Genomic DNA, 24847 nt, shown 5'->3' on the forward strand with positions numbered 1-24847 from the left:
CTGTTGCACTTCATTCATGACCGAATCTCCCGGCGAAGTTTCTGCCGAACCCGATCTGGTCGGGCGTCGCCTGGGCGATTACCAATTGCTTCGCCGCTTGGGGCGAGGAGGAATGGCCGAGGTCTATCTTGCCCAGCAGATCTCGCTAGAGCGGCAAGTTGCATTCAAAGTGCTCCGGCAAAACCTGGCCGCGAACGAAACCTATGTCCGCCGTTTTCATCACGAAGCGCAGGCGGCTGCCAAACTGGTGCACGCAAACATCGTACAGATTCACGAAGTGGGCTGTGTCGACGGTGTACATTACATCGTTCAGGAGTACGTACCGGGGCGAAATCTCAAGCAGTTGCTGACTCATCGTGGCCGCCCCTTCGATGCGCCCCAAGTGGCACTGATACTTAGGCAAGTTGCAGCTGCGCTGCAAAAAGCTGCGGATGAGGGAATCATCCATCGGGATATCAAGCCCGAAAACATCATGCTCTCGACCTCCGGAGACGTGAAGGTGGCAGACTTTGGCCTCGCCCGCATTGCAGCGGGGAGCGACAAACTCGAATTGACGCAAATCGGCATGACAATGGGGACGCCGTTGTACATGAGTCCAGAGCAGGTTGAAGGTAAGGCTGTCGATCCCCGCAGTGATCTCTATTCCCTCGGCGTAACCGCCTATCACGTGCTAGCTGGTCGACCTCCATTCGATGGTGACTCGGCCCTTGCCGTGGCCGTACAGCACCTTAAGAACGAACCCGTTCGGTTGGAATCGCTGCGCCCCGATGTCCCCTCCGGTCTCTGCCGCATCGTCCATCGACTTCTCGCCAAAAAGGCGGACGAACGGTATCAGCGCCCCATCGACCTCCTTAAAGAACTGCGCAGCCTGAAGATCGATGGCCTGGCCGACGACTGGCTCGCTGATATGCCTTTGTGGGGCCTCGATTCCGTCAGCAACACCCCGGCATTGAACGCAGCAACGCAACAACTTTCGCGTGCCATGCTGAAGCAGGCAATGAATCGGAGAAAGGGATCTGGTTGGCTCACCGTGATGGGCCTCGTCGTGCTTGCCTTCGTGATCGGCTCCGTCATTGCCTGGACACAGTTGCCGCCACCATTACTAGTCGCTAGTAACCTGCCAACAACGGTCGTGAAGAAGTACGAGACCATCGACGAGCAATATGGAGCGGCTCTGCTGGCTCAGAATAACACCGAGCAATTGTCCAAGATCGAACCTGCCTGGAAGGCCGTCTGGGAGTACTTTCCCGCGGGCACGAATCCGCACCGCCAACGACTGACACGCCTGGCCAAGGGGCGTCTGGCCAGTTGGTATGTGCAGGAAAACCGCTTTAGCGAGGCATACACCCTTTATCATGAACTCGCCAGCCTGGAGGAAACCGAAAGCGAATTCCGGCTGCAAGGTTTGGCCGGCGAAGCTGTCGTGCTCGATCGGCAGGACCGGAAAGATGAAGTGCGCGAGCGGCTTCCCACTCTGAATCTGAATCGCGCCAAACTCTCTGGCCTCGACACTCAATTGCGCGATCAGGTAGAGGCACTCTTCAGCAAGTACAAAGTTGAACCGTTGCCCGCAACGAAGACTTCTTAAGTTTGCACGTGCCAACGATCAGGCAGCGCGACGCATCGGAGTTTGGGGAACTAGTGTCGAGATGACGTGCGCGAGGCGGCCGTTACCTGAGTAGACCTTCACCTGGTTTTCTTCGACGAACCAGATAGCATGGCCACCGTTGCCGACAAAGCGACGACCGCAGTAGTTGCCACCCTTAATGAGAATGCTCTCGCTGAACTCGGTGGGCTGCGGCATGTTCGCGCGGGCAAAGGCTTCGGCAACAAGCAAACGCACGTGCTGGGTCAATTCCGCATGAGGCATATACGCAACCACCAAACCGCAACCCGAAGGATTCTTCACCTGAAAGGCAGGCCTGCATCCAACATCGGCGTAGTGACAGCGGCATATTCCGTTTTCATCACCTGTTCGACAACCTTCGCCCAGCTTACGCATAGTAACGTCAGACCTTAGCTATCATTCGGCCTATAGCGATGGCGTTCTGCCGGTGCATGACACCTCCTGGCAGCGGTCGATCTTGCTAACAGAACCTGCCGCGAGACTTGCCCGAAGTGCCTTATTTTGGCCCGGAGAAACCTCATGTCCGACGAAGTGCCCGTCCGCCTCGAAGATCTGCAAATCGACGAAATTCAAGAGTTGCTTGAAGAAGAAGGTATTGAAGCCACGGTGGAACAAGTGCGGATGATTACCGCCTTTGTCACCAGCGTTGGTGGCTTGGAAAACGCGCAAGGACTCTTCGACGAGATTCGCCAGCTCCGACCGGCGGCATAGGGCTCGTCGGCAAGTTAGTCAAAAACTCGCTGGCCCTCAGTCATGAGCACCATGCCAGGACTACGGCAAGAGCGGCTTCAACTCCGTCATCCCATCCTCGCCTACTGGATAAAGCGCTTGCTGCTGAGTCAGTTTTTCGACTAGCAGTGCCATCATCCGCTGAAGTTCAGCAGGCTGGGACTTCGCCACATCCTGCGACTCAAACGGATCCGTCTTCAGGTTGTAAAGCTCGTATCTCTTGGTGCCGAACTTCTTGCTCGGCGGATAGTGATAAATCACTTTCCAATCCCCCTGCCGCAAACTGGTGAAGTACTCGCTACGATGCGGCGAGTGGGGAAAATGCATCAGGAACGATTCCTCCCGCTTGGGATCTGCTTTGCCGCTGATCAACGTTGCCAGCGAAGTACCGTCGACCTTATGGCCTTCGGCGCTCTTCACTTGTGCCAATTCAAGGATTGTCGGAAAGAGATCGTAGACTGCTGCCGGCTGCGGCTGAATCTTGCCAGTTGCAATGGGCAATTGCTGCTGAAAGGCGTTCTTTGCATCCGCCTTTCCCCAGGCAGCAATAAACGGCACCCGCATCCCCCCTTCGTAGTGCGTTCCCTTCTTGCCACGAAGTGGCGCCGCACAGGCGACGTCATGTTCGGGACCAAGCGGAGCATCGGAGCCGTTGTCACCCAGGAAGACCACCAGCGTATTCTCGGCAACGCCGAGGGCATTCAGTTCGTCGAGCATCTGTCCCAGCGACTGATCCATTCCCTCGATCAACGTGGCAAAGGCCTGTGCGTTGGCGGGCTTACCCGAGTTGGCATAGTTCGCGGCAAACCTCGGATCCGAATTGAAGGGCGAGTGAACCGCGTAATGGGCAAAGTAGAGAAAGAACGGCTTCTCTGCTTTGACTGCGGCGGCCACTTCGCGTTTGGCCTCGCTGGTTAGAGCGTCGGTGAGAAAGGTATCTGTACCGTGATACTTGTCTAATCCGAACACCGCATTTCCGGATCTCTTGCCGTTCTTGTTCGGCAAGCTGCCGTAGTTCTGCTTGCCGTAGTAACTACCCGGCGAACCAATAGCGCGGCCAGCAATGTTCACATCGAAGCCAATGTTCTTCGGATCCTCACCTTCGCTTCCATTGGGGCCAAAATGCCCCTTCCCGACATGAATTGTGCGATAGCCGGCCGACTGCAGCAGTCGCGGCAACGTGACATCGTTCTTCTTGAGCCCGGCCCAATTCCAGGCGGGTGGTCCCGAGGGGCCGCGGTTGTTGTTTGCAGGGCTGATCCACTGCGTCGTTCGATGCCGCGCGCCGTTCTGCCCCGTCATGATCGAGCAGCGCGTCGGCGAGCAGACGTTCATGGCATAAAAGTTGTTGAAGCGAATTCCCTGCTTGGCCAGTCGCTCCATGCTCGGGGTGCGGTAGTAATCGTTCAGCGGATAGCGCTTCGGTTCGCCGGCAGCGTCTGTCAAGAAAGGAACCGAGGTATCCATGATACCCATGTCGTCCACAAGCACGACCATGATATTGGGCTGCTTGGGACTCGCAGCTTCACTAGAAACCGCAAACGCCGCGATGCCAACGGCTAAATGCAAAGCAACAGTCAACATTAAATGGGGAGATCGCATGGAAAGAGGTCTCTGATGAATTTTGGTTATTGAACGACCTACTTCGGCAAGCCAACCAGATCGGCAGGCAAAGTTGGCTGATCCTTGGCGCGTTCGGCCTGCAGCAACTCTCGGAGTTTGGCAACTCGCTCTATTTCTTCGCCGGCGAGATCCTCTTTCTCGTAGGGATCGGCAGCGATGTTGAATAATTCCGGTTTGCCCTCTCTGCGCGCAATCAATTTCCAATCTCCGTGACGCAACGAGGCATTCCCAGCGTTCTGGGCAATGTAAATAACGCGGTCCTTCACCGCAGCCTGCCTCCCCGTAATGGAATTCCATTGATCGACCCCGTCCCAGTTCAAGTCCGCTGCAGGCTGGTAGCTGACGACTGTCGCAATGGTGGGAAACCAATCCACCGCGTGCATCGGGGTGACATGCTTCCCCGGCTTTAGTTTGCCAGGCCAATTTACGAATGCACAAACGCGTGTGCCACCTTCATACAGAGTAGCCTTTTGACCACGCAGCGGGTCGTTCTCACTATTGAGCGGTGAGTGCCCGACTTCACCCACATAGGCATTCTTGAGCGACTCGATCCCGCCGTTATCACTGGTGAAAACAATCAGTGTATTGTCTCGCTGTTTGGTTTTTTCCAGGGCGGCGACGAATTGGCCAATCTTCGCATCAAGCTGCGAGACCATGGCCGCCATTCGCAGCCGGGAATCCTGTTTTTCCGGATCGTCGTGGAACTTCATCCCTGCATACAACTTTTTGTATTCATCGGGTGCATCGACGGGCGTATGTACGGCATGAAAAGGGACATAAACGAACCAGGGGCCTTTGGCCTGCTCAATTCGCTTGACGGCTTCTGCTGCTACGAGTTCGGTGGCGTTCCCTTCTTCATGAAACAGTTTGCCATCGCGGTGCCAGGTGTCTTCGTAGGGCCCTTTACGATACTTGTGCGTCCAAGGATCAGCTGCACCGGTTAACGTGCCATACCCGTGCTGAAAACCGAACACGTTCGGCCCCCATTCGGGCTTAGCCCCGAGATGCCACTTGCCCGTTTGCGCCGTTGTATAACCCAGCGACTGCAGCGCAGAAGCCAGCGTAACCGTTCCCATGGGCATCGCCCGCAAGTTACTCGGCGCCAGCGCGTGCGGACCAAACCGGCCAGGATATCGGCCACTCATTAGTGCGGTGCGGGTTGGCGTGCAAACGGGCTGTACATAATGCTGGTCGAGTTCGATGCCGGTCTTTACCAACTGGTCCATGTGCGGCGTCTTGCTGAAGCCACCGTGCCAACCCACGTCGCTCCAGCCCAGATCGTCGGCAAGTATCAATACTATATTGGGTACGCGGCCAGAAGGTTGTATCTGCTCGGCAAAAGCTGGCGAAAACGGCAGGCAGAACGAGCCGGCAGCAACGATTAGCGTAGCTAATCTGTATAGTAAACGCATAACATATCCAGGCGACGGAGAGGGTGATCAGGCCGGCCATGGGTTTCCTGCGGGTACGACCGACGGAGATAGTATCGGGCCGGGTAAATGCATGGTCAACTTAGTACCAATCGCAGATTTAACCGACGACTTTACCGCAGGCGAAGGTCCGGAATGTCGAGTAACTCAGCACATCGAAACGTGCCGCGACTCTGCGACTAAGACTCGAACAACTCCGGGATCGGTGCGCCGCCGCGGACGATCATCACCGGGCGACCGCTCGGCGTGTGGTATTCTTTCTTCGAGTCGATACCCAGCGCGTGGAAGTAACTGGCCGCGGCATCTTCGGGCGTGTACGACTTGCCAGCCGGCTCTTCGCCGTCAGCGTTGGTTTGGCCGACGACGCGGCCCCCTTGGATGCCGCCACCGGCCATGATCATGCTCATGCCACGGGCCCAGTGGTCGCGGCCGGCGTTGGGGTTCACCTTCGGCGTGCGGCCGAACTCGCCGGTACACCAAACCACCGTGTCTTCCATCAGGCCGGATTCCGACAGGTCTTCCATCAGCGCGGCCACGCCTTGGTCGAACGGCGGCAACATCTTGTTTTTCAGGTTTTCAAAGTTCTTGGCATGCGTGTCCCAACTGCCGAAGTCGAGCGAGACGCAGCGCACCCCAGCCTCGACAAGTCGCCGGGCCAGCAAGCACGACTGACCGAACGGCGTGCGGCCGTAGCGTTCGCGTTGCTTGTCGGGCACGCTGTTGATATCGAACGCTTTACGCGCCGCCGTGGAGTGCAGAATCTCGTAGGCCTGCTGATAGAACCGGTCCATGCCGTCGAGTTGCGAGCTGACGAGCGACGCGTTACGGAATTTCGAATCGAGCCCCTGCATGAGTTCAAAGCGAGCGTCGATGCGCTTCATCGTCAGACCGCCTGGCATGGCCAACGCACGTACGTCAAAGTCGGGGGAATTGGCGTCGGAGCCGACCGAGAATGACGTGTAGGCGACGCCCAAATAGCCGGCCGTTTCGACACCACCGTTGGTACGCGAGATTGGCAACGACACATAGGGGGGAATGCCCGCCGGTGCCACGTGTTCCTTTGCCACCACGGAACCGATATTTGGGTATTCGAGCGACGCAATGGGCCGGTTGCCGCTGCGCATGTATTGTTGCCCTGGCGCGTGGGCGGCTAACGTGTGGCAAACGTTGCGAATGACGACGTATTTATCTGCCTGCTTGGCCATGTGCGGCAAGTGCTCGCACACGTCGAGTCCGGCGACGTTCGTGTGGATCGGCTTGAACTCGCCGCGGACGTAGTCGTGTTTCGAGTCAGGCTTCATGTCGAAGGTGTCAAGATGCGACTGTCCGCCCGGCAGATAGATGAAGATGCCATTCTTGCCGCGACGTTCTGCAGGCATGGCCCCAGTGGCTTCCCAGCGCAGCAAGTCGGCCAGGCCGAGACCCAATGAGCCGACGGCCCCGGCTCGAAGAAAATCGCGGCGTCGTAATCCATCGCAGTAAGTTCGTTTGGTCATGGAAATGATGTCCTCAGTACGGTATTTGGCCGCGGAGTGTGTGCCCGCAAGTTTGCACGCGGGAGATGCCCCGTGAACAGATCAATTAGTGAATAAACACAAACTCGCGGAGGTTGAGCAAACTCCAGAGCACGTCTTGCATGCCCGTCTGACGCGACTCGGCTCCCTTTACATAGGCCAGGGTCCGCTCGCGTTCGTCGTCCTCCGGCATTCGATTCAGCGTGCTCAGATACAACTCGTCGACGAGCTGGGCATCATCGGGGATTTGCTTCACCAGTTTCGCGAGATGTCCCTTCGCAGCAGCGATTTTTTGGTTTATGTCGACGTCGTTCAGCAGATACATGGCCTGCGCCAAGCCAGTCTCAACGCTGCGCTCGCAGTCGCAAACTTGCGTTCGCAACGGCCGGCCGAAGATGCCCAATACGTATTCCGGCCCGCCACCGCGCAATCGCGACAGCGCCAAGTTGATGGTCTTCGTTCCCTCGGGCGCGTTGGTCTCGTCGTACTTGTCGCTGCCGCCGGTGGTTTGATTGATCGCATCCATCACCACCTCGGCCGGCATGCGGCGGAGCAGAGCATGCGAAAAGTTCCTCTCGTCGAGCTTGTTGCTCTCGTTGGGTTCCCAAGAGAGTTGATATGTGCGGCTGTTCATGATCCGGCGATGCAGATGCTTTAGGTCGAAGTCGTGCGCGACAAAGTCTTGCCCCAGCCAATCCAGTAGTCGAGGGTTCGACGGCGGGTTGGCCGCGTTCAGATCGTCGACCGGGTTCACAATGCCCCGGCCGAAATAGTGCCCCCACAACCGATTGGCAATGGCCCGCGAAAAGTAGCGATTGTTGGGCGAGCGCATCCACTGCATCAGCACTACACGCGGGTCTTCCCCTTGGCGATAGGGAACGTCGTCGCCGGCCAACAGCTTCGGCGGGTTCTTGCCGATCAGCTTCTCAAGGTCATTGTCCGACTGTAGTGCTACTTCGAGATACTTGAAATCGTTCTTGCCGATCTTTGGCAGCCCCTTCGGTTCGTCGCCGGGCGTCCCCTTCGACACTACGCCGAAGAACCGCGTGAATCCGTTGAAGTCGGCCTGCGTCCATTGATCGAACGGATGCTTGTGGCACTCGGCGCACTCGAGCCGGATGCCCAAGAAGGCATAGGCTGATTGTAGGGCCATGGTCTTCGACCCGTTCGTGGCCTTCTTCCAGAACATATCGTTCGTCCGGCGGGCGGCGTACGTGTCTTCGTCGAAGCCCTTGGTGATCTTCTTCAGAAGCGTAACGTATTCGTCGACAGTCTCCTTCTCGCTGCGCCCCTCGCGGGTCGTGGCTGTGATGAACCCTTCGACGATCTCGTCGTACGGCACGTTGCGCTGCAACTTGTCCCGCAGCCAGTTGTGCCACAGCCAGCCGGTTTTCTCGCGGGGCTGCGGCGTAAAGCGATTGTCGTTGCCCGTCCAATCGGAAAACTTCGTGGCCCAATACATTGCGTACTCGGGCCGATCGAGCAGACGGTTGATGAGTTCGGCCCGCTTGGTTTTGCTCTTGTCGGAGAGGAAGGCTCGCGTCTCGTCGGCCGTCGGCAGCGTGCCGATGGCGTCGAGATGGGCGCGGCGCAAGAACGTCGCATCGTCGGCCAAATCGCTAGGCCTGATGCCGACCTTGCGGAGCTTGGCCGCGACGAAATTATCAATGGGATTGTTTGCCAAATACTCGAAATCTGCGGTGCCGTCGGGCGTCCCTTCGAACGGCACGATGAACAGCGACGTGACAACGGCACCCGCGTAGTTGGCCACTACGGCCGTGTCGCCCGGCCCCTTTACCGTGACGCGGCCCGTCTCGTCGACGTCGACGACCGTTTCGTCGTTCGTAGTGAACACGGTTAGCGGCGTCACGTCCTCTTGAGTGCCGTCAGAATACCAAGCCGTTAGCTTCAGTTGGGCCGTATCACCGGTCGACTTCTTTAACGACGCTTCGTGTGGAGTCAGATCGACGCGAACAAGCTTGGGCTCAGTCTCGGCATCGTACTTCGCGCCCGAGGCGATCCATTGTTCGAACAAGCGATACTGCCAAGTGTCGGGCTCGAACAGTTTGCCTCCTTCGTGATCGACGCTGCCGCTAGGCTTTCTCAGCGCCAAACTCTTGGCTGGCTTGCCCGGCACGACGCGCGGCCCCTTGCCTTCGTCGGTCGTCAGTTCGGCAAAGTCCATCGCCGAATCGTGACCGAACAAACTGAGGCGGAACCCATTCTGCCCTTGAAACGAACCGTGGCACGCCCGATTATTGCAGCCGACCTTGCCCATCAGCGGCACCACATGGCGACTAAAATCGGGCACGTCTGTCGCACTCGCTTCACCCCAACGAACGTCGACGCTGGAAACCGCGGTCGCTTTGTCGACAGATTTGCCGGCGCCTGTGGCCGTGGGCTTGGCCGCTTCACTGGTCGACGACCACACGAGGCACGCCGAAGATAACACGAAGAGAACGGATCGAATCCGCGCAGGGAAAAGTGTCGACATTCCAACAGACTCCGCGAAGGGGGCAGGTGAGCGACGCTCCGTCTAATTCGATCACTCTCAACTTGGCAGGGAATCGTTCGATCAGGGTTTTCGTCGAGGCAGGATTTCGTCGGCTGAGAAGCGGTTAGGGATGCCGGTCGTCGCCTTTTCCCGCCGATCTTGCAGCATCGGAGGCAAAGGGGGAGGCAACGCGTTCAGCACTCGGCGTCATAGTATCAAGAGTCGTAGATGGAGACAAATATTGGCTGGAAATGAAATTTTGCGCTATTTAATATGTCACGACATTCACTTTTAGGTCACATCCCGTCCCGCCTTGGTATCTGTGCAGTGGCTTCTCCGCGAGTCGGGCGTTTTAGCGACGCCATAGGGTAGAGCGAAGGGTCGCACATCCGCATCATCGGTCTTACTTCCTGTGCTGTGCACCGCCTTGGGTCCGCCCGACGCCTGCGAAAAACTGGCATCTTAGCGGTCCGAATACGCGCAGAAGTTTTTTAGAATGTCGACCACAATGCGGGTACTCAGTTGGCGCGGTTCACACCGAGCGGTTGGCTGAGCAAACGATTGTATGTACGCGAATTGGAGAATGATACAATCCGCCTGCTACATCGGCTCGCGGTGAGCTGGCCTTGGCCGAAGACTGACATCGGCCAGATTGCAATTCAATGAGTCCTGACATCGGCCCCATTTATTCTTCCCTCGCAATACTGGAGAACGAATTCAATGGATTACCTGCGATCGCTTACCCGGATGTTGCTAACGACATTGCTCGTCGTATGCCCTGCCGCGGCTGCGGAGTTGCCGCAACTTCGCGATGTTCACGAAGCGGTGCTCGACACGCTACGCGATGCGCCGAAGTCCGCATTTCCGGCCGAGGGTATTCCGCTGCGGCTTTCGGCCCCGGCGGCTGCCGACGTGAAGACGTGGCACTACCGAACCGGCGTGCCGCTGGGATTGGGTGCGCTGAAGAAGGGGGACCGCGTCGAGTTGTTCCGTGGCGATCGCCAGATTCCCGTGCAAACCGAAGTGCTGGCCGTGTGGGGGCCGAAGGACAGCGAGTTCGGCGATGCGGTGAAGTGGCTGGGAGTGGATTTTGTCGATGCGGCCGTGTCGGGCGAGTCGCCCGAGTACCGTTTACGGCTCGCAAAGGCGGCCGATGCCGAATCGGCGCTGCACATCGCCGAAACGGCCGATGCAATCACCGTCGACAACGGTCGCCTGAAGTTCACGATTTCCAAACCCGGCTCGCCGCAGGGGTTCAATCTCTTTCAAGCCGTGGAGGTCGACGGTAAGTCGGTGATCGCCCCAGGCAGTCAATCGGGCGCGTACTTGGCCGATGGTGAAGGACGCGAATTCCGCGCGGCCCACGACGCCACTGCCGAGCTTCGTATCGAGATGCAGGGACCGCAGGTAGCTGTGATTCGCGCTGAGGGCTGGTTCGTGAATCCCGACTTCGTCGTCGCCACTCCGAAGGGCGAACCACAGGCTCGACCAAAGGGAGGCTTCTGCCGATTCGTGACGCGTCTGTATGTCGCAGCCGGTCAGCCGGAGATTCGGATGCAGCATACCTTCGTGCTGACCGAGGATTCGCAGAAGACGACCTACGGCGACATCGGTTTCCGCTTGCCGCTCGCACAGGGTAAGTCAGCCGCGCAGTTCGGCGGAGTGGAAGGGACGTTTACCGAACCAGTTCACCTACTACAGAAATCGTGGGACGCTTTCGACGTGGTGGCCGGCGGCGAGACCCGCGCGACGGGCAAGGCAGCCAAAGGCTGGGTACGGGCCGGGAATCTGGGCTTCGCGGTCCGCGACTTCTGGCAGAACTTTCCCCTGGAGCTCGAAGTCAACCCGGCCGCAGGCGAATTGGCCGTTCATTTCTGGCCGAAACATGGTGCTCCGCGCATCGAGACAAGCGAAACCCTCAACGACGACAATGCCTGGCGGTTGCCGTTCGCGCATTCGGGCTACAAGCTCGACTTCCGAGTGCCCGAGGCGCTGAAAGACGCCAAGCAGTTCAAGGCTTTGCACGCCGGCGGATATGCCCCGAAGATGTACCTGGCGAACGCGATCGGCATTGCCAAGACACACGAGTTGCTGATCAATTTCGACGCGGGACGCGACTTTACAAATCGCGCGGCCGTCTTCGTGGCGAACTCGCAAATCCTTCCCAGTTCGGAGTACATCGCAACGACAAAGGTCTTTGGCCCCATTCCGGCGGCTGATGCCAAGCAGTATCCGCTGATCGAACACCGTTTCAACAACAGCATGAAATGGATCATTCGCAGCAAAGACGCGTTCGGCAGTTTCGGAATGTGGAACTACGGCGACGTCCAGATGATGTTCCTCACGAAACACGGCATCGTGTGGCCCGACTACCGCCGGCTTTGGGGAGCAACGCACTACAATAACGCGCGGGTGGCATGGTGGCTGGCCTGGCGCAGCGGCGATCAGGAAATCCTGCAGCACGCCCGCCGCGAAACGCAGCATCTCATCGACGTCGATCATTGCCACTGGACCAACGACTTCTTCACATCGCTGGAGCAACAACCGACCGACAGCGCTCGCAAAGCCGTCGGCGGTCTCTGCGATTACAAAGGCGTGGTCCATTGGCACGCCGGCTCCGACGGTGCGTACAACGCCTGCCTCGATTACATGTTGTACGACTACTACTTCGCCGGCAATCGTCGGGCTTGGGACGTGGCGCAGGAGCACGGCAACTACATCACCCGTACCGCCTCGCAGAACATCGGTCGCGGTGCCGCCGGACAGTCCGACACGTTGGTCGAGTATTACCAAGCCACCTGGGACCCGAAGGTGGGCGAGAAGTTGCGAAATCACGCGGCGAGGATCATGGCCACGCCTGCCGACAAGCACGACGATATGCTCGACTGGACTCCCTGGTTACAGCGGTACTGGGAACTTACGCACGACCCGGCGGCCCGCGATTATTTGCTCGACTGGGTCGAGAACCGCGGCGGCGGACGCCTGTATCTCGACAGCTATGCCTACTACATGACCGGTGATCGCAAGTACGCCACGCGCTGTGCCCAAACGATCCTCCGCAACTCGCTGACCACGGCCGTACGCGACGACGACTTCGACGGAACGATCGGCCGCTTTTGGAAGAGTTGGACCGACGGCGTGACAGCGGAACTGCTGTCGCTGGCCGCCGCCCGCTCTACGGAAGTGAAGCTGGCGGATTTTCAACAAACCGAGTGGCCTTACTGGGTCGGTTGGAACGTCATGTCGCCACCGACGTTCTCCCGGAGCCTCGTCGAAGGCTATTTCGGCGGGACGTTCCCCTGGCCCGATCAAGACCATTCGCGGATCACGGCCATCATTCATCACGACGGCAACCAGCCGACTCCGCTCTGGCTGGGGAGCATTCAACAAGATCCGCGCGGCGTGAGCTTTCGCGTGAACGCACCCGATGGTTCGATCGTCGATGAGTTTCTTCGTCCCGGCTACTGGCGCGTCATTCAAGGCAGCTCGCGCGAAGGCCCGACGGCCATTCGCAAGACCTGGCCCCCCAAGGTCAAGCCTGGCGACGTGGTGCAGATTGAGGGTCGCGAGTTCACGGTGAACAAGTACAGTCAAGTCGTCATCGAGTCGCAACCGCTCGAAAGCCCGGAAAGCCTTTACGCCCTGGCGTCGCGCCGACTCGTGCTGAACGAAAAGCATCCGCCAGGCTTCTACACAGTCACCTACGACGGCACCCTGATTCAGCCGGTTCCGCTGCTGCCGCCCGATCGGAAAATCTGGCTGAAGATAGGCGCCGAATCGACGATGACCCTATCGGGATTTCAGTTCTTCTACGTGCCGAAAGAGGTGGAGCAGTTCGAACTCAGCTTTTTGCCTGGTTACACCCGCGACCGGTTTGACAACAAACTGGAGTTGGCGGCGGGGGCGATTCTCAACCCCGACGCCGTACCGGTGGCACCGATCCGTTGCGGGTTGGAGACGCGCCCGAACGTCATCCGGATCGACGTCCCACCGGAACATCGCGGCAAGACCTGGAGCATCGCAGGAACAGGCTACTGCCTCGTCGCCATGAAAGGCGTGCCCCCGTACATTTCGCCTTCGTTCCAAACGTTTGAAAACGAGCCGCGCTTGCCGGTGATCGCACAGCAAAAGTAACCGAGATCGCACCGGTTAAGTCCCCCAACCATCGTGAGAATTGAATTGTGATGCGACTACTGCTTTCCTTACTGGCTGTCTGAATATCATTCACCAGGTGTTTGCCATAGCGGATTGGGTGTACGAGCACGTTGTTTTAATTCAGAGTGTTGTTTGACAACGTCCGCTTGAAGTTTGGAGAGATCCTGGTCCTCCTGGCCTTGGCGTTGGCTCAGGTCGTAAAGCTGGGTACCAACTCGAGGTGAGGGGTCAACACCTTTCCAGCTATTTTGCCGCGTACATTGGGAAAAACCGCCATCATGCAGTTCCCAATAAAAGGCTTCGTGTATAGACTTCGAATCTCCAGATAAGACTCGCAAGAGATGCACGCCATCCAAATTGCGGGGCCTCTGCCAAGCTTCGGCCAGTTCCATTGCCGTGGGGAAAAAATCCCAAGCCGCGGTTGGTGTCGAAACGATGATGCCGGCGGGAAATCTACGTCCCCAAACGATCATGGGAGCACGAATCCCACCCTCGTACAGGGTTCCCTTGCCACCGCGAAGTCCACCGGCGCTGCTGAAGAAACGAGTTACTTCATTGTCCGGCGGACCATTGTCGCTAGTAAAGAAGACAATCGTACGGCGATCGAGTTCGAGACGCCGAATAGTCTCAAGGATTTCGCCGACGTATCCATCCAACCGACGAACGACGTCTGCGTAGCATTTCTGGTCTTCAGTCCAGGGGCGGTTCTTAAAAGGGGAATCTTTAGGAAGCGCCGTAAGCGCTGCTCGGGGACTCACGAATCCCACATGCAGAAAGAACGGCCGACGACGATTTTGCTGCATAAACAGAATTGCCTCGTCCTTGAAGAGAAAATCCGCCAGCGTATTGGGATGCTCTCCTAGATTTGCTGCAATGTCCACTCGCTGTCCGTTGCGATAAAGAAACTTGGGATAAGCAGTTTTGGCATGTTCGTTGTTCAAGTAGCCGTACGAATAATCGTAGCCTTGTGAATTAGGAGATGCTTCAGGAGTATAGTCTCCTAGTGCCCAACGGCCGATCATGCCTGTCGTGTAGTTCGCTTGCCACAAAGCTTCAGCGACGGTAAAAACTTCGACCTTTTGGACCTTTGGTGCATCGCCCCTTATTGCACAGTGACCGGTGTGCAAACCCGTCAAAAGCGAACAGTTGCCAGGAACCCCCACACTGGACCCGGCGTAGTATTGCTCAAATCGGACCCCTTGAGTCGCCATCTTGTCGATGTTCGGCGTGCCGATTTGCGTCTGGATGTCGACCTTCGAGTCGCAACTCTTCAGCTCCTTTTCGAGATCGTTGGTGTGCAGCGCATCTGTAAACGACGGTCGAATAGTGCAGCGCGCGGCGGAGCCGATGGTCGGTCGAAAAGTGCAGCGCTAGCCCTGCTCGTGAGAATCCGTAAGGCAGATTTGAGGCTTCCCAGCGTCTCAAGCCTTACGATCCGCGAGCGTAGCCCATGCTGCGAGATATGCATAACTGGACCGAAATCCGTCGTCTTGTCCTGACCGAGAAGAAATCCAAACGAGCGGTTTGCAGGGAATTTTCCCTTCACTGGCAGACCCTCGAAAAGATCCTGCAGCACCCTGAGCCGCCCGGTTATCGACAACGTCTGCCCCGGGAGCGGCCCAAACTCGATCCGTTCCTGCCGATCATCCACGAGATCCTGGAGCAGGACAAAACGGCGCCCCGCAAGCAGCGCCACACCACTAAACGGATCTTCGACCGCCTGCGTGCCGAGCATGGCTACACCGGCGGGATCACGGTGGTCGGCGAGGTCGTGCGGGAGTGGCGAACGACCACGGCGGAGGTGTTCTTACCCTTGTCGCATCAACCGGGCGAAGCCCAGTTCGACTTCGGCGAAGCGGAGGTGGTGCTGCAAGGCATGCCGACGAAAGTCGCGTACTGCGTCATGTCGTTGCCGTACAGCGACGCGTTCTTCGTGCAGGTCTTTCCTCGCGAATGCACCGAGACGTTTCAAGCGGGCCATCAGCGGGCCTTTGAGTTCTTCGGCGGCGTGCCCCGCCGGATCAGCTACGACAACAGCCGGATTGCTGTGGCCCGGTTCGTGGGGAAACGGGGTGACACGCCGACGCGTGAGTTCCTACGGCTGCAGAGTCATTATCTGTTTGAGCATCACTTCTGCCTGGTGCGACGGCCGATGGAGAAGGGGCATACGGAGAACCTCATCGGTTTCGCGCGGCGGAACTTCCTGGTGCCGGTACCACGGACCGGCAGCCTGGAAGTGCTGAATGCCGAACTCGAGCGGCAGTGCTGTGAAGATCTGGAACGCCAGTTACGCGGACAACCGGCGAACAAAGCCACGTTGTTGGCAGAGGAGCAGGCTGCGTTGTTGCCGCTGCCGAAGTCGGGCTTTGAAGCGCGGCGAGTCGAACCGGCCCAGGCCAACTCTCTTTCCTTGGTTCGCTTCGACGGCAACGATTACTCGGTGCCGACGCAGTATGCTCATCAGAAAGTGACCGCAATTGGCGGCCTGGAGGAAGTTCGGCTGGTCGTTAACGACAAGTTGGTTGCCCAGCATCCACGCGACTGGTCGAAGGAGCAGGTCCATTACAACCCGCTGCATTACCTGGCACTCTTGGAGCGGAAGCCAGGGGGCTTGGACTTCGCGAAACCCCTGGAAAACTGGGGCTTGCCGGACTGTTTCGATCTCCTCCGGCGGCGTCTGGAAGCAGATGGCGGCGCACACGGCCGCCGGGAGTTCATCAAAACCTTGCGGCTGCTGGAGACTATCTCGCTGGCTGCATTAACTGCGGCGATTGAGCGGGCACTGGAGATCGACGTTCTGGCCGTCGATGCGATTCGGCTGCTCGTGCAGCAGGGACTGGAAGAGCCGACGCGGTGGTTTCGGCTGGACAATCATCCGCATCTGCAGTCGCACTCGATCCCTCCTCCCAATCTCCTGTCTTACCGTGAACTGACCTGCGCGCTGACGACGGGAGGTGTGTTATGAAATCTCTCGAAACCAAAAGCACGGTGCTGCTCAAGCATCACTTGAAGGCCCTACGGTTGCCGTCGTTCCTGGAGGGCTGCGAGAAAACGGCCCAGCGGTGTGCGACGGAGAACGTCGATCATCTGGGCTTTCTGCTGCAACTGTGTGAGCTGGAGTTACTCAACCGTGAGAAGCGTGCCAGCGAGCGGCGGCTCAAGTCAGCGCGCTTTCCCAACCTGAAATCGCCTGGTGATTTCGACTTCGCCGCCCAGCCCTCGCTCAATCGCGTGCTGGTGGCAGAACTACTGCGGTGCGAGTTCGTGGAACGCCGCGAGTCGGTGATCTTTCTCGGGCATCCGGGCACGGGGAAGACGCACCTGGCCATCGCGCTTGGCATTGCCGCCTGTCAGCGGGGCAAACGGGTCCGCTTCTGCCGCGTGACGGAACTGATCACGCAACTTATGGAAGCCCGAGAAGAACGGACGCTGCTGCGGATGAAGTCGTCACTAGCCAAGTTCGATCTGCTGATCCTCGATGAGCTGGGTTACGTCCCCGCCAGTAAGCTGGGCGCGGAGTTGCTCTTCGAGGTCATCAGTAGCGCTTACGAACGCCAATCGTTGATCGTGACCACCAATCTGCCGTTCGAGCAATGGACCGAAGTCCTGGGCAGCGAGCGCCTGACCGGCGCCGTGCTCGATCGGCTGACACACCGCTGCCACATCCTCGAATCGACCGGCGAAAGTTATCGCTTGCAAGACGCGCGGCGCCGCCGCAAAGGATCGCGCCCGAAACCGGCGACCTCATCCTTGTCACCCGCCGATGAAACGGCAGAATCCTAGCCGTCGTTACAACCGTCGCAATCCTTCCTCCTCCGGAGGAGGAAGGATTCTTACTGGAATGCCCCAACACCCTGATTTAGACTGAGACCCTTCCCCACCTCAGCGCCACACTTTTCAACCGCCGCGCGCTGCACTATTCGACCGTCGTTTACACCATTCGCCAATTTGAATCGACGTCGCAGCCGAGGAGTCATCGGTAACGATCCACAGCGTTGCAATGCCCACACAAAACTCCTATCTGGGTGTTCTTCCACCCAATGGCGCGGTTCGGCAGCATGAAAACGAACGTTGAGTAGCGGCGTACTCAGGAAAAAAATGATTGGCGTGATTAAGCCATTCAAATGGGGGGATTTGGTGGTGGGTAGTCGAAGAGTCGTTCAGGTAGAACCATCGTCAGCCGAAAGACGATCGGAGGCTGTGGCAATTGTCCGGGCAATACCTCAATCAGTCGTTGGGCTAACCTGACCCCCGGTTGGCAGGTTGGATAGGCTGATCGTCACTGTGCACTGCGGTCCCCCGCAGTCTGGGAGCAGATTCTTACACATCGTATAGGTGAATGCAACTGGTTTAACCGAATAATCTACTCATTTCGAGGTGGTTTAATAGCGAGTTAAGATTGTGCTTAAAATTGTCACTGGCTGGGAGGTAAGCACGGCGATCAGAATAACGCTCCTGAATGGTATGCAGTTGTTCACTTGCGGTCTGACCATTTGTAAGAAAAAATCTGGAGTGGCGCTGCGGTCGAAATGGCTGTCTCAAAAGTTTCGAGCCTGCTTGGCTGAGACGAAATGAGCCTAGAGGGAAACTGCTCTTTTAGGTGGCTTACGCCTGATGGCTGCGAGTCCTCGGTCTAGCCATATGACGGCAGAATCAGCCAATAAACATTGCGCTTTCAGGTAGCGGATGTCACGGAAATTGCACAGTGACTTTTAACGAAGGCGTCCCCGGGCACCCACACGGTAGGAAGTTCAGATATGCCCCTACCCGGATGCGGTGAAGTGCCACGAAAGCAATACTCGCGAACGCAGCACTTTCGTAGGCTGGCACTCTTTGGTAATCGCCCGCCAAATCAAACCGCGATTTTGCAACGCATCTGGCGTTTGATCATAAGTGGCAAGTTGCCGCCATACACGGGCGTGCTTCGGTTTTTGCTTGCGCTGCTTGTGTTGACCCATTATGTCTTGTTGTGCGTCCTCGCGCTCCGTTGCGTGGAACAGGCGTGGCAGGTTGCCGTGGCAAGCGATTATTCGACGTGGGTTTCCGTATTTATCGCCGGTGGGTGGCTTGTTTTGGCCCTGCTCTTTTCACATCGGTTTTTTTCGGCAATGGCGTCCCTACTTACCGCACATCACGATGCGACGGACGAACTTGTGGAGGGGACTAAGCTTGATCCACAGCGGCAGGCAGCGCTGTTTCAGCATGTCGCGGACGTCGCACGCCGGATTGGAGCACCAGTCCCGCACGAAATCTGGATCTCCGCAGAAGCTCGCTGCTTTGCGTTCGAGCAGCGGCACTTTAGTTTGTCGACTCATCGCGTTTTAGTTTTAGTGCTTGGCCTGCCCCATTTGCTCATTTTGCGCGCCGATGAACTTGCCGTAATCGTTGGGCATGAACTTACCCATTTTCGGCAACAAGACACAACTCTTGCCGTGTTTTTCTTTCGATTTTCGCAGTCACTTCGCAATTCGCTTGTACGTGCAGGCAAGAGCCCTATTTCCTGGCTTAACCCTGCAATCGCGATTGAATGGATTAGTTATCAAACGTTCACACTGCTGATCGCGCCGGTGCAACGGGGACAAGAAATTGCGGCCGACTGCCGTAGTGCGGAGGTCTTTGGAGGTGACGTTGCTCGACGGACGCTCCTTCAGGAGTGGTTCGTCGCCAATCGCTTCGACGCCTTAGTTGAGCAACGAATCGAAGATTCCCGCATTGGTAGGAGCAGCGACACCCGCACAATCTACGAACAGTTTAGTGAGGAATGGAAGGACGTTACCGTCCGCGCGCAACAATTCCTGAGAGATCGTTTAGAGCACCTTGAACGAGATTACTACTGGGATTCGCACCCTGCACTAAAAGATCGCCTTCTTGCAGTCTCCGCCTATCCTAACTTCGGTGCAGACCCCAGCGGCCCCGCCTCCGATCTAGTCGGCAGCATTCCCCATCTGCTCGAAAGCCTCGGCCAGAATTCACCCGCGAATGAATTCGATTCGGCGGTTCCACGTCGAACGATCATGCTACGAAGTCCGTAGGCTTTTGGATCACGGTCAAAGGGCTGGGCGAGCTGGCCTAGATTTAGCTCCGCTACAGCAAATGCCATTCGTACCTCAAATCGCCGTTTCCAGCGCAGGTCGCGGCATAGGATGTGCATTTCACGGACTTTGTCAGCGAAGCGATCGTGCGTGATGCCGGCCGGCAAGTCAAACATCAGTTTGTCGACGGCATACATCGTTTGCGTGACACGCCGCCGAACTGATCGCTCATCAGTCAAGGCTCCGCTAAGTTAGCGGATTGCTCAGATCGGTCTTCAAAAAGTCAAAGAGGAAAGCAGCGAGAGAAAGTTCTCCGCGCGGATCTACGAAGGGGCGCATCATGATTGTCGTGTTGATGGGAGTCTCGGGCTCAGGTAAGACCACCGTCGGTAAGCTGTTAGCCGCAGATCTTGACTGGCAGTTCGTCGACGCCGACGACTTCCACCCAACAGCAAATGTTGAAAAGATGCGTCACGGTTTGCCACTAAACGACGATGACCGGCTTCCCTGGTTGAACTCGCTGCGCGAATACCTCGAAGGTGCTGACAGTCGCGGCAAGAGTTTAGTGCTTGCCTGTTCGGCTCTTAAGCACAACTACCGCGACTATTTAAGAGCGGATCGGCCCGAAGTGGTGCGGTTTGTATACTTGCACGGTAGCCCGGAATTGATCGCTAAACGACAAGCGGAACGCCGAGGACATTTTATGCCGCCAGGACTGCTGCAAAGTCAGTTCGAAACTTTAGAGCCACCCGTCGATGCCATTCGGGTCGACATTACCCCCGCTCCCGAAATCATCGCTGAACGAATCTTGCGTGAACTGCAACTGCGAGAGGCAGCTCCACCTTAAGAACGTTGGAGAGATTTACAGAATTTGAAGGGAGTCATCAGTTCGACTCGGTCGTCTCTCGACCGACCCGCAATTGATGTCCTGCCGTCGCTGGCCTCGGATCAGGATGACTTAAACGGAAGTGTCAGTATTGGCTCGCTGTGCAGAGCGGCGACACAATCCGATTGGCTCTCGGTTATCGCTGGCTCACTCCTGTTGAGTTAGAGAAGTGTTGCGGTAGAGAAACGCATCACTGGTGAGCAACGAGATGAGTAGAGCGTCCATGCTGCCGCCGCCGTCTATGTAAGCACGGTGCGCCGCCTGAAGCACGGGGGCGTCGTTCAGTGTTTCATTCCGGCCCATCCAGAAGCGGAAAGCGTGGCGGACGAACACTTGTTCAGCACGTTCGCTTTCCGCGAGCCTTTGAATCAGCTCGATGGCATTCGTAACTTTTCCGTCCAGCGCATGGTCGCCGGAATCGATGATCTCGCCCGTGGTGTCGACGGCTTGGTCGAGTTCCGTGGTCCGGTACAAACCCGCGTGGTTGTACATTTCGAATGGCAGCCCGAGCGGGTCCATCTTTTTGTGGCAACTCCAGCAGTAATTTTCTCTGGTGACTCGCATCCGCTCTCGCAGGGTGTTTTTTGGCTCATCGGGCAGCATGGCATCGACGGTGATCGGTACGTCGGGAATGCCGCCCCCCAGCAGCCGTTCGCGAATCCACTTACCGCGGCGAATGGCGTGATTATCCATCGCATCGGAGTGAGAAACGAGCCAGCTTGGATGGGTCAGAATGCCGAGGCGTTGTCCTTCAGGAACTGTGGCGAGGATGCGGTCTGGCTGCATGGAACCACTGCCGAAGCTCCGCCGGCTGACGCGAACGAAGGTTTTTGGGCCGGACAAATCGGCTTTGGCGACATTCGGGTTTTCGTTCGTTCGCTTTTTCTGCTTGGCGGCCTTCTTCTTCTGCGCTGGCTCTTCAGCGGTCTTTTTCGCTGCAGCCGCGGCGGCCGACTCTTCCTTCGACAGGCGTTCGCCGAAATAAACTTCGTCGGCCTTGGTCGCGACGACCTTGCTCGTGGTCAGCAACTGCCGGAAAACATCTTTGTCTTCCTCAAGGATGAGTTCGATTAAGCGATCCGTGCTCGCTGCGGCGTCGAACATGGCGCGGTAGTGGGCGTCGCCTTGAGCGCTCGCGCCCGTTTCCGCCAGTGCCTTCGTATCTTTGCAAATGTAACCAGCCTGGTCGTAATCGAAATAATCTCGGAAGAATTGCAAGACGCGCGGCTTGCGAATGCGATCATCGGCCAGCATGCGCTGAACCTCTCGTTTGACATCCTCCCGCGTCCGCATGCGCCCATCGACGATCGCCTTCTGTAGTTCTTCTTCCGGCTTGAGATATCGCAGGGCGTGATTGATTGCCAACCCCAGTTCCCAATCCTGGAGCATCACACGACCGTACTCGTCTGGTTTGCCGAATGCACAGAGTTCCGGTCGAAAGAGTGCATCGCGATCGAGGAAAATAGCTGACAGGCCGAGGACTGCACCGTCCTTCTTGCCTAGTTTTTCGATCGATTGCTTCACGATTGCGAGGTAGTTGTTGGATTCCGTTTCTGTCGGCTGCCGGAACGTCAACGCTTCAAACAGGTAATCCACCGCGGCACGCAAACGCTCGTCGGTGACGCCATCTTCCTTCATCAGGTCATGCACGGGAGTCAGTGGCTGCAGGACTTTGGTGCTGTAGACCAGGCTCGTGGGCAGACCGCGCTGGTCGCCGACGAGTTTGTAGGTCTTGGGATCGTCGGTGATCTGTTCAGGATTGGCGATACTGAGCGGACCGTACGCCATATAACGAATGATGTCCTTGGCCACGTCCATAATCTGCGTCGCTTCGGCGCTGTTGACCGAATAGAAGTGCGGATAGTTCTCGAGCCCGTGATTGCGAGCCGATGCCAAAACGGCGGGGACGCTCTTAACCGCCGTCGCGTAGGCCACGGTCCCACCCTGCCACTGGATGATGTTGTCCGTACCGAAGTAGAGCTTGAGCTCGCCGCCGTGGTTGGTCGGAACGGCATCGCCATGCGTGCGCAGTCCGGGCTTGGATGGATCGAACGTCGGCTCCGTGTTGATTAGTTCATTCAGCCGCGTGATGTGTTCCTGCGGCGTCACCCGCCAAAGGCGAGCCGGTGAAGAAGTCGGTGCGAGCTTGATGCCGGCGGGCAAGGGACCGAAGAGCAGGCTGTGATCGACGAAATTGCCTTTGTCTGGGTCGAGGTGCGCGCGGAACCCGCCCTTGTCGCGCAGCACGCGTGTCAATTCGCCGACAATCCAATCAGAAAACTGCAGCCTCGCAATCACGTGGGGCTGGTCAGCGTCTTTGGGGGGCATTTCCTTGAGCGTGACCTGCGCCCAGATTGCTTTCCAAGTTCCGGAATTGACTTCATCCACAGGGCCTAAGTCGTGAAGCGAGAGCTTTCCTTCAGGATCTGTCTGGCCATGACAGTCCACGCAGTGCTTGGCAAGAAACGCCCCGGCAAAGCTGTTGAAATCCTTGTTAACGGTTTGACCGGGCGTGTAAGTCTCGGCGGCACCTGCCGACAATAGTGCGCAGAACAGTACGAAGGCCAGCGGTGTTACGTGACTTTGCATGAAATATCCCGTAGACGAGCCACTCCGTGACTCGCAAGTTTTAGCTACTTCCCAGCGGTTCATTGCCTAGCACGACGATGGACGAGTCACGGAGTGACTCGCCTACGGTTAGGCCAGCACTTCTTGGAGCGGACCGGTTTGGTTGTCGAACTTTCGGGCCAACTGTTCGGTCATGTTGAAACGCTCGACATTCTGACCTGCAGCACGCAGGAGCGTCGCATAGAGCGCGTTGATCGGCCGCTTGCCGTCCAGTCGCGTAAAGCAGCCGGTTTTGAAGATGCCGCCACAATTGCCCAGCAGCATGACCGGCCAGTTGGCCCCGCTGGTGTGCTGTTTGTCCGCGTTGTTGCTGGTGTAGACAATCAACGTGTTGTCCATCATCGTGCCGCTCCCTTCAGGTACACCCTCAAGCGCTTCCATGATCCGCACCAGCATGCGGGTGTTGTATTGACGGATCTTGATCCAGATCGGATTGCCGGGCTGTTGCATGTGCCCCAAATTGTGCCCTTGTTGCTCGATTCCCAGCCCTTTCCAGGCACCGAAGATCTCGCCGCGGCCCGACCCAATCGTCAGCGTGTTGGTAATGCCCGCAGCGAGCGCCGAGATGCCGAGGTCCAACAAGCAGTCGTGCCAATCGGTTTCGAACTGCGGCTTGGTGTAGCGCTCGTCGACCTTCGGCGCGAACTTTTGCAGGTGGGCGGCGACCGTGTCGAGCCGATCACGCAGCCCGTTCACGTCCTTGAATCCCTGCACAAACTGTCCGTAACGCTCCTTGTCTCCGACCGGCAGAGATTCGCCCTTGGCGGCGGCCAGCCGTTCGATCTGATTGAGCACGTTCGAGCGGGCTTCGTGCTGCTGCCGGATGTCGCCGGTGGAGATGCCGCCGTACAGCATCTGATAAAGATGATTCGGATTCGAGTGCATGAAGATCGGCTGGCCAGCGCCACTGGCAGACAGCGTGGCAATCGTTGGCTTGGACGTCATGTTCTCCATCGAGTCCATGCCGATGCACAGATGAGGCAGCAGCGTCGGCGGCAGAACCTTGCTCAGTTCATAGTCAATCGTCGCAGCGCTGGGCGGAGTGCCGTCACCTCCGCGAAAACCGCCGAGCGCGCCAAAGAAGGCGCTGTGCGATGGGCTGGTGTGCAAACCGTGCAAGCCGCTGATGATGTGGAGCCGTTCCTTGTACGGCTCGAGTGCCTGGATGGGCTCAGGTAGCTGAGCCTTGGCCAACGAGCCACTGGTGGTCATCTCGCTGGGAATGCAGGTCGCTGGATCGAAGCCCTGATTTTGCAGGAAGAAGACGATTCGCTTCGGCGAACCGCTCGTCGCAGGCGAACTGCTCTTCGGTGAGGCCAGGAGGGCCTCGGGAAGCAGCGAGAGGCCCGCACCAGCAGCTATTCCCTGCAGCACGTTTCTGCGGTTCAGCATGATCGATCTTTCAGTAAGAGTGCCGCGTGGGTTTTCAATCGCAGCAGAAGTAAATGAGAAATACCCCATGGACTCACGCGCATCACCAATTGAGATGCTCGAAGTCGAGGCTTTATTTGGCACCTGCTCTAGTCGACGTAAGTCACCAGTGCTGTCCGCTGCAAACAATCCAACTTGTCCATTTATTACCCGCTACATCGGGTGGTTTACGTTGAAAATCATCGGCAAAAGTAAACCTTCTGCTTCGGGATATTTGAACACCCCTCAATATTACTATTTCTCAACTTACGTCAATCGATGCAGCACATGGGCGTCACTCTAGTTCACTTCAAAACAA

At 57.5% G+C, this 24847-nt stretch carries 16 protein-coding genes; 8 read left to right on the top strand and 8 right to left on the bottom strand.

Going from position 1 to position 24847, the window contains the following annotated elements:
* Positions 1-16: 16 nt before the first annotated feature.
* Positions 17-1588, top strand: a complete 1572-nt coding sequence (locus ETAA8_RS18740; RefSeq protein ID WP_145091682.1) for a protein kinase domain-containing protein — start codon at positions 17-19, stop codon at positions 1586-1588.
* Between the two features lie 18 nt (positions 1589-1606).
* On the opposite strand, the gene ETAA8_RS18745 is transcribed toward ETAA8_RS18740, so the two are convergent.
* Positions 1607-1870: a hypothetical protein gene (locus tag ETAA8_RS18745; RefSeq protein WP_145091685.1), complete on the bottom strand. Its 264-nt coding sequence runs from the start codon at positions 1868-1870 to the stop codon at positions 1607-1609.
* Positions 1871-2146: 276 nt separating this feature from the next.
* Here ETAA8_RS18745 and ETAA8_RS18750 point away from each other — a divergent pair, with 276 nt between their 5' ends.
* Entirely contained in the window at positions 2147-2338 is a 192-nt protein-coding gene (locus ETAA8_RS18750) for a hypothetical protein (protein ID WP_145091688.1), read from the top strand.
* A gap of 60 nt (positions 2339-2398) precedes the next feature.
* On the opposite strand, the gene ETAA8_RS18755 is transcribed toward ETAA8_RS18750, so the two are convergent.
* The 4 genes from ETAA8_RS18755 to ETAA8_RS18770 form a co-directional block, all read right to left on the bottom strand.
* Positions 2399-3853 carry a sulfatase gene (locus tag ETAA8_RS18755; protein WP_238397419.1) on the bottom strand — a complete coding sequence of 485 codons (1455 nt, stop codon included), beginning with the start codon at positions 3851-3853 and terminating at the stop codon, positions 2399-2401.
* Positions 3854-3996: 143 nt separating this feature from the next.
* The gene (locus ETAA8_RS18760; protein ID WP_145091694.1) at positions 3997-5391 is read right to left on the bottom strand and encodes an arylsulfatase B; all 1395 of its coding nucleotides are present in this window, start codon (positions 5389-5391) and stop codon (positions 3997-3999) included.
* Between the two features lie 197 nt (positions 5392-5588).
* Positions 5589-6905 (bottom strand): DUF1501 domain-containing protein, encoded by a 1317-nt coding sequence (locus ETAA8_RS18765; RefSeq protein WP_145091697.1) that lies wholly within the window; start codon positions 6903-6905, stop codon positions 5589-5591.
* Positions 6906-6990: 85 nt separating this feature from the next.
* Positions 6991-9417, bottom strand: a complete 2427-nt coding sequence (locus tag ETAA8_RS18770) for a DUF1549 domain-containing protein (protein ID WP_145091700.1) — start codon at positions 9415-9417, stop codon at positions 6991-6993.
* 720 nt (positions 9418-10137) lie between these two features.
* Here ETAA8_RS18770 and ETAA8_RS18775 point away from each other — a divergent pair.
* Entirely contained in the window at positions 10138-13551 is a 3414-nt protein-coding gene (locus tag ETAA8_RS18775) for an exo-rhamnogalacturonan lyase family protein (protein WP_145091703.1), read from the top strand.
* Between the two features lie 86 nt (positions 13552-13637).
* Here the strand turns inward: ETAA8_RS18775 and ETAA8_RS18780 are convergent, their stop codons facing one another.
* Positions 13638-14921, bottom strand: coding sequence for a sulfatase-like hydrolase/transferase (locus tag ETAA8_RS18780; RefSeq protein ID WP_315851591.1), 1284 nt, complete (start codon positions 14919-14921; stop codon positions 13638-13640).
* A gap of 101 nt (positions 14922-15022) precedes the next feature.
* Between ETAA8_RS18780 and istA the strand changes: the two genes are divergently transcribed.
* The 4 genes from istA (at position 15023) to ETAA8_RS18800 (ending at position 20451) form a co-directional block, all read left to right on the top strand.
* A complete protein-coding gene (istA, locus tag ETAA8_RS18785; protein WP_145086469.1) occupies positions 15023-16537 on the top strand; it encodes an IS21 family transposase in 1515 nt (504 codons plus the stop codon).
* Positions 16534-17355, top strand: a complete 822-nt coding sequence (gene istB / locus ETAA8_RS18790) for an IS21-like element helper ATPase IstB (RefSeq protein WP_145086466.1) — start codon at positions 16534-16536, stop codon at positions 17353-17355. Before istA ends, istB begins: the two co-directional genes overlap by 4 nt.
* A gap of 974 nt (positions 17356-18329) precedes the next feature.
* On the top strand, positions 18330-19604 hold the full coding sequence (locus tag ETAA8_RS18795) for a M48 family metallopeptidase (RefSeq protein ID WP_145091709.1): 1275 nt from the start codon (positions 18330-18332) through the stop codon (positions 19602-19604).
* A 340-nt stretch (positions 19605-19944) separates the two neighbouring features.
* Entirely contained in the window at positions 19945-20451 is a 507-nt protein-coding gene (locus ETAA8_RS18800) for a gluconokinase (protein ID WP_145091712.1), read from the top strand.
* Between the two features lie 186 nt (positions 20452-20637).
* Here the strand turns inward: ETAA8_RS18800 and ETAA8_RS18805 are convergent, their stop codons facing one another.
* Both ETAA8_RS18805 and ETAA8_RS18810 read right to left on the bottom strand, forming a co-directional pair.
* A complete protein-coding gene (locus ETAA8_RS18805) occupies positions 20638-23079 on the bottom strand; it encodes a DUF1588 domain-containing protein (RefSeq protein ID WP_145091716.1) in 2442 nt (813 codons plus the stop codon).
* 108 nt (positions 23080-23187) lie between these two features.
* Positions 23188-24510 (bottom strand): DUF1552 domain-containing protein, encoded by a 1323-nt coding sequence (locus tag ETAA8_RS18810; RefSeq protein ID WP_145091720.1) that lies wholly within the window; start codon positions 24508-24510, stop codon positions 23188-23190.
* On the opposite strand from ETAA8_RS18810, the gene ETAA8_RS18815 reads away from it, so the two are divergent.
* Entirely contained in the window at positions 24509-24832 is a 324-nt protein-coding gene (locus tag ETAA8_RS18815) for a type 2 periplasmic-binding domain-containing protein (RefSeq protein ID WP_145091723.1), read from the top strand. The genes ETAA8_RS18810 and ETAA8_RS18815 overlap by 2 nt on opposite strands.
* The last annotated feature ends 15 nt before the right edge of the window (positions 24833-24847 follow it).

The sequence above is a fragment of the Anatilimnocola aggregata genome (genome assembly GCF_007747655.1).
GTDB classification, from domain to species: domain Bacteria; phylum Planctomycetota; class Planctomycetia; order Pirellulales; family Pirellulaceae; genus Anatilimnocola; species Anatilimnocola aggregata.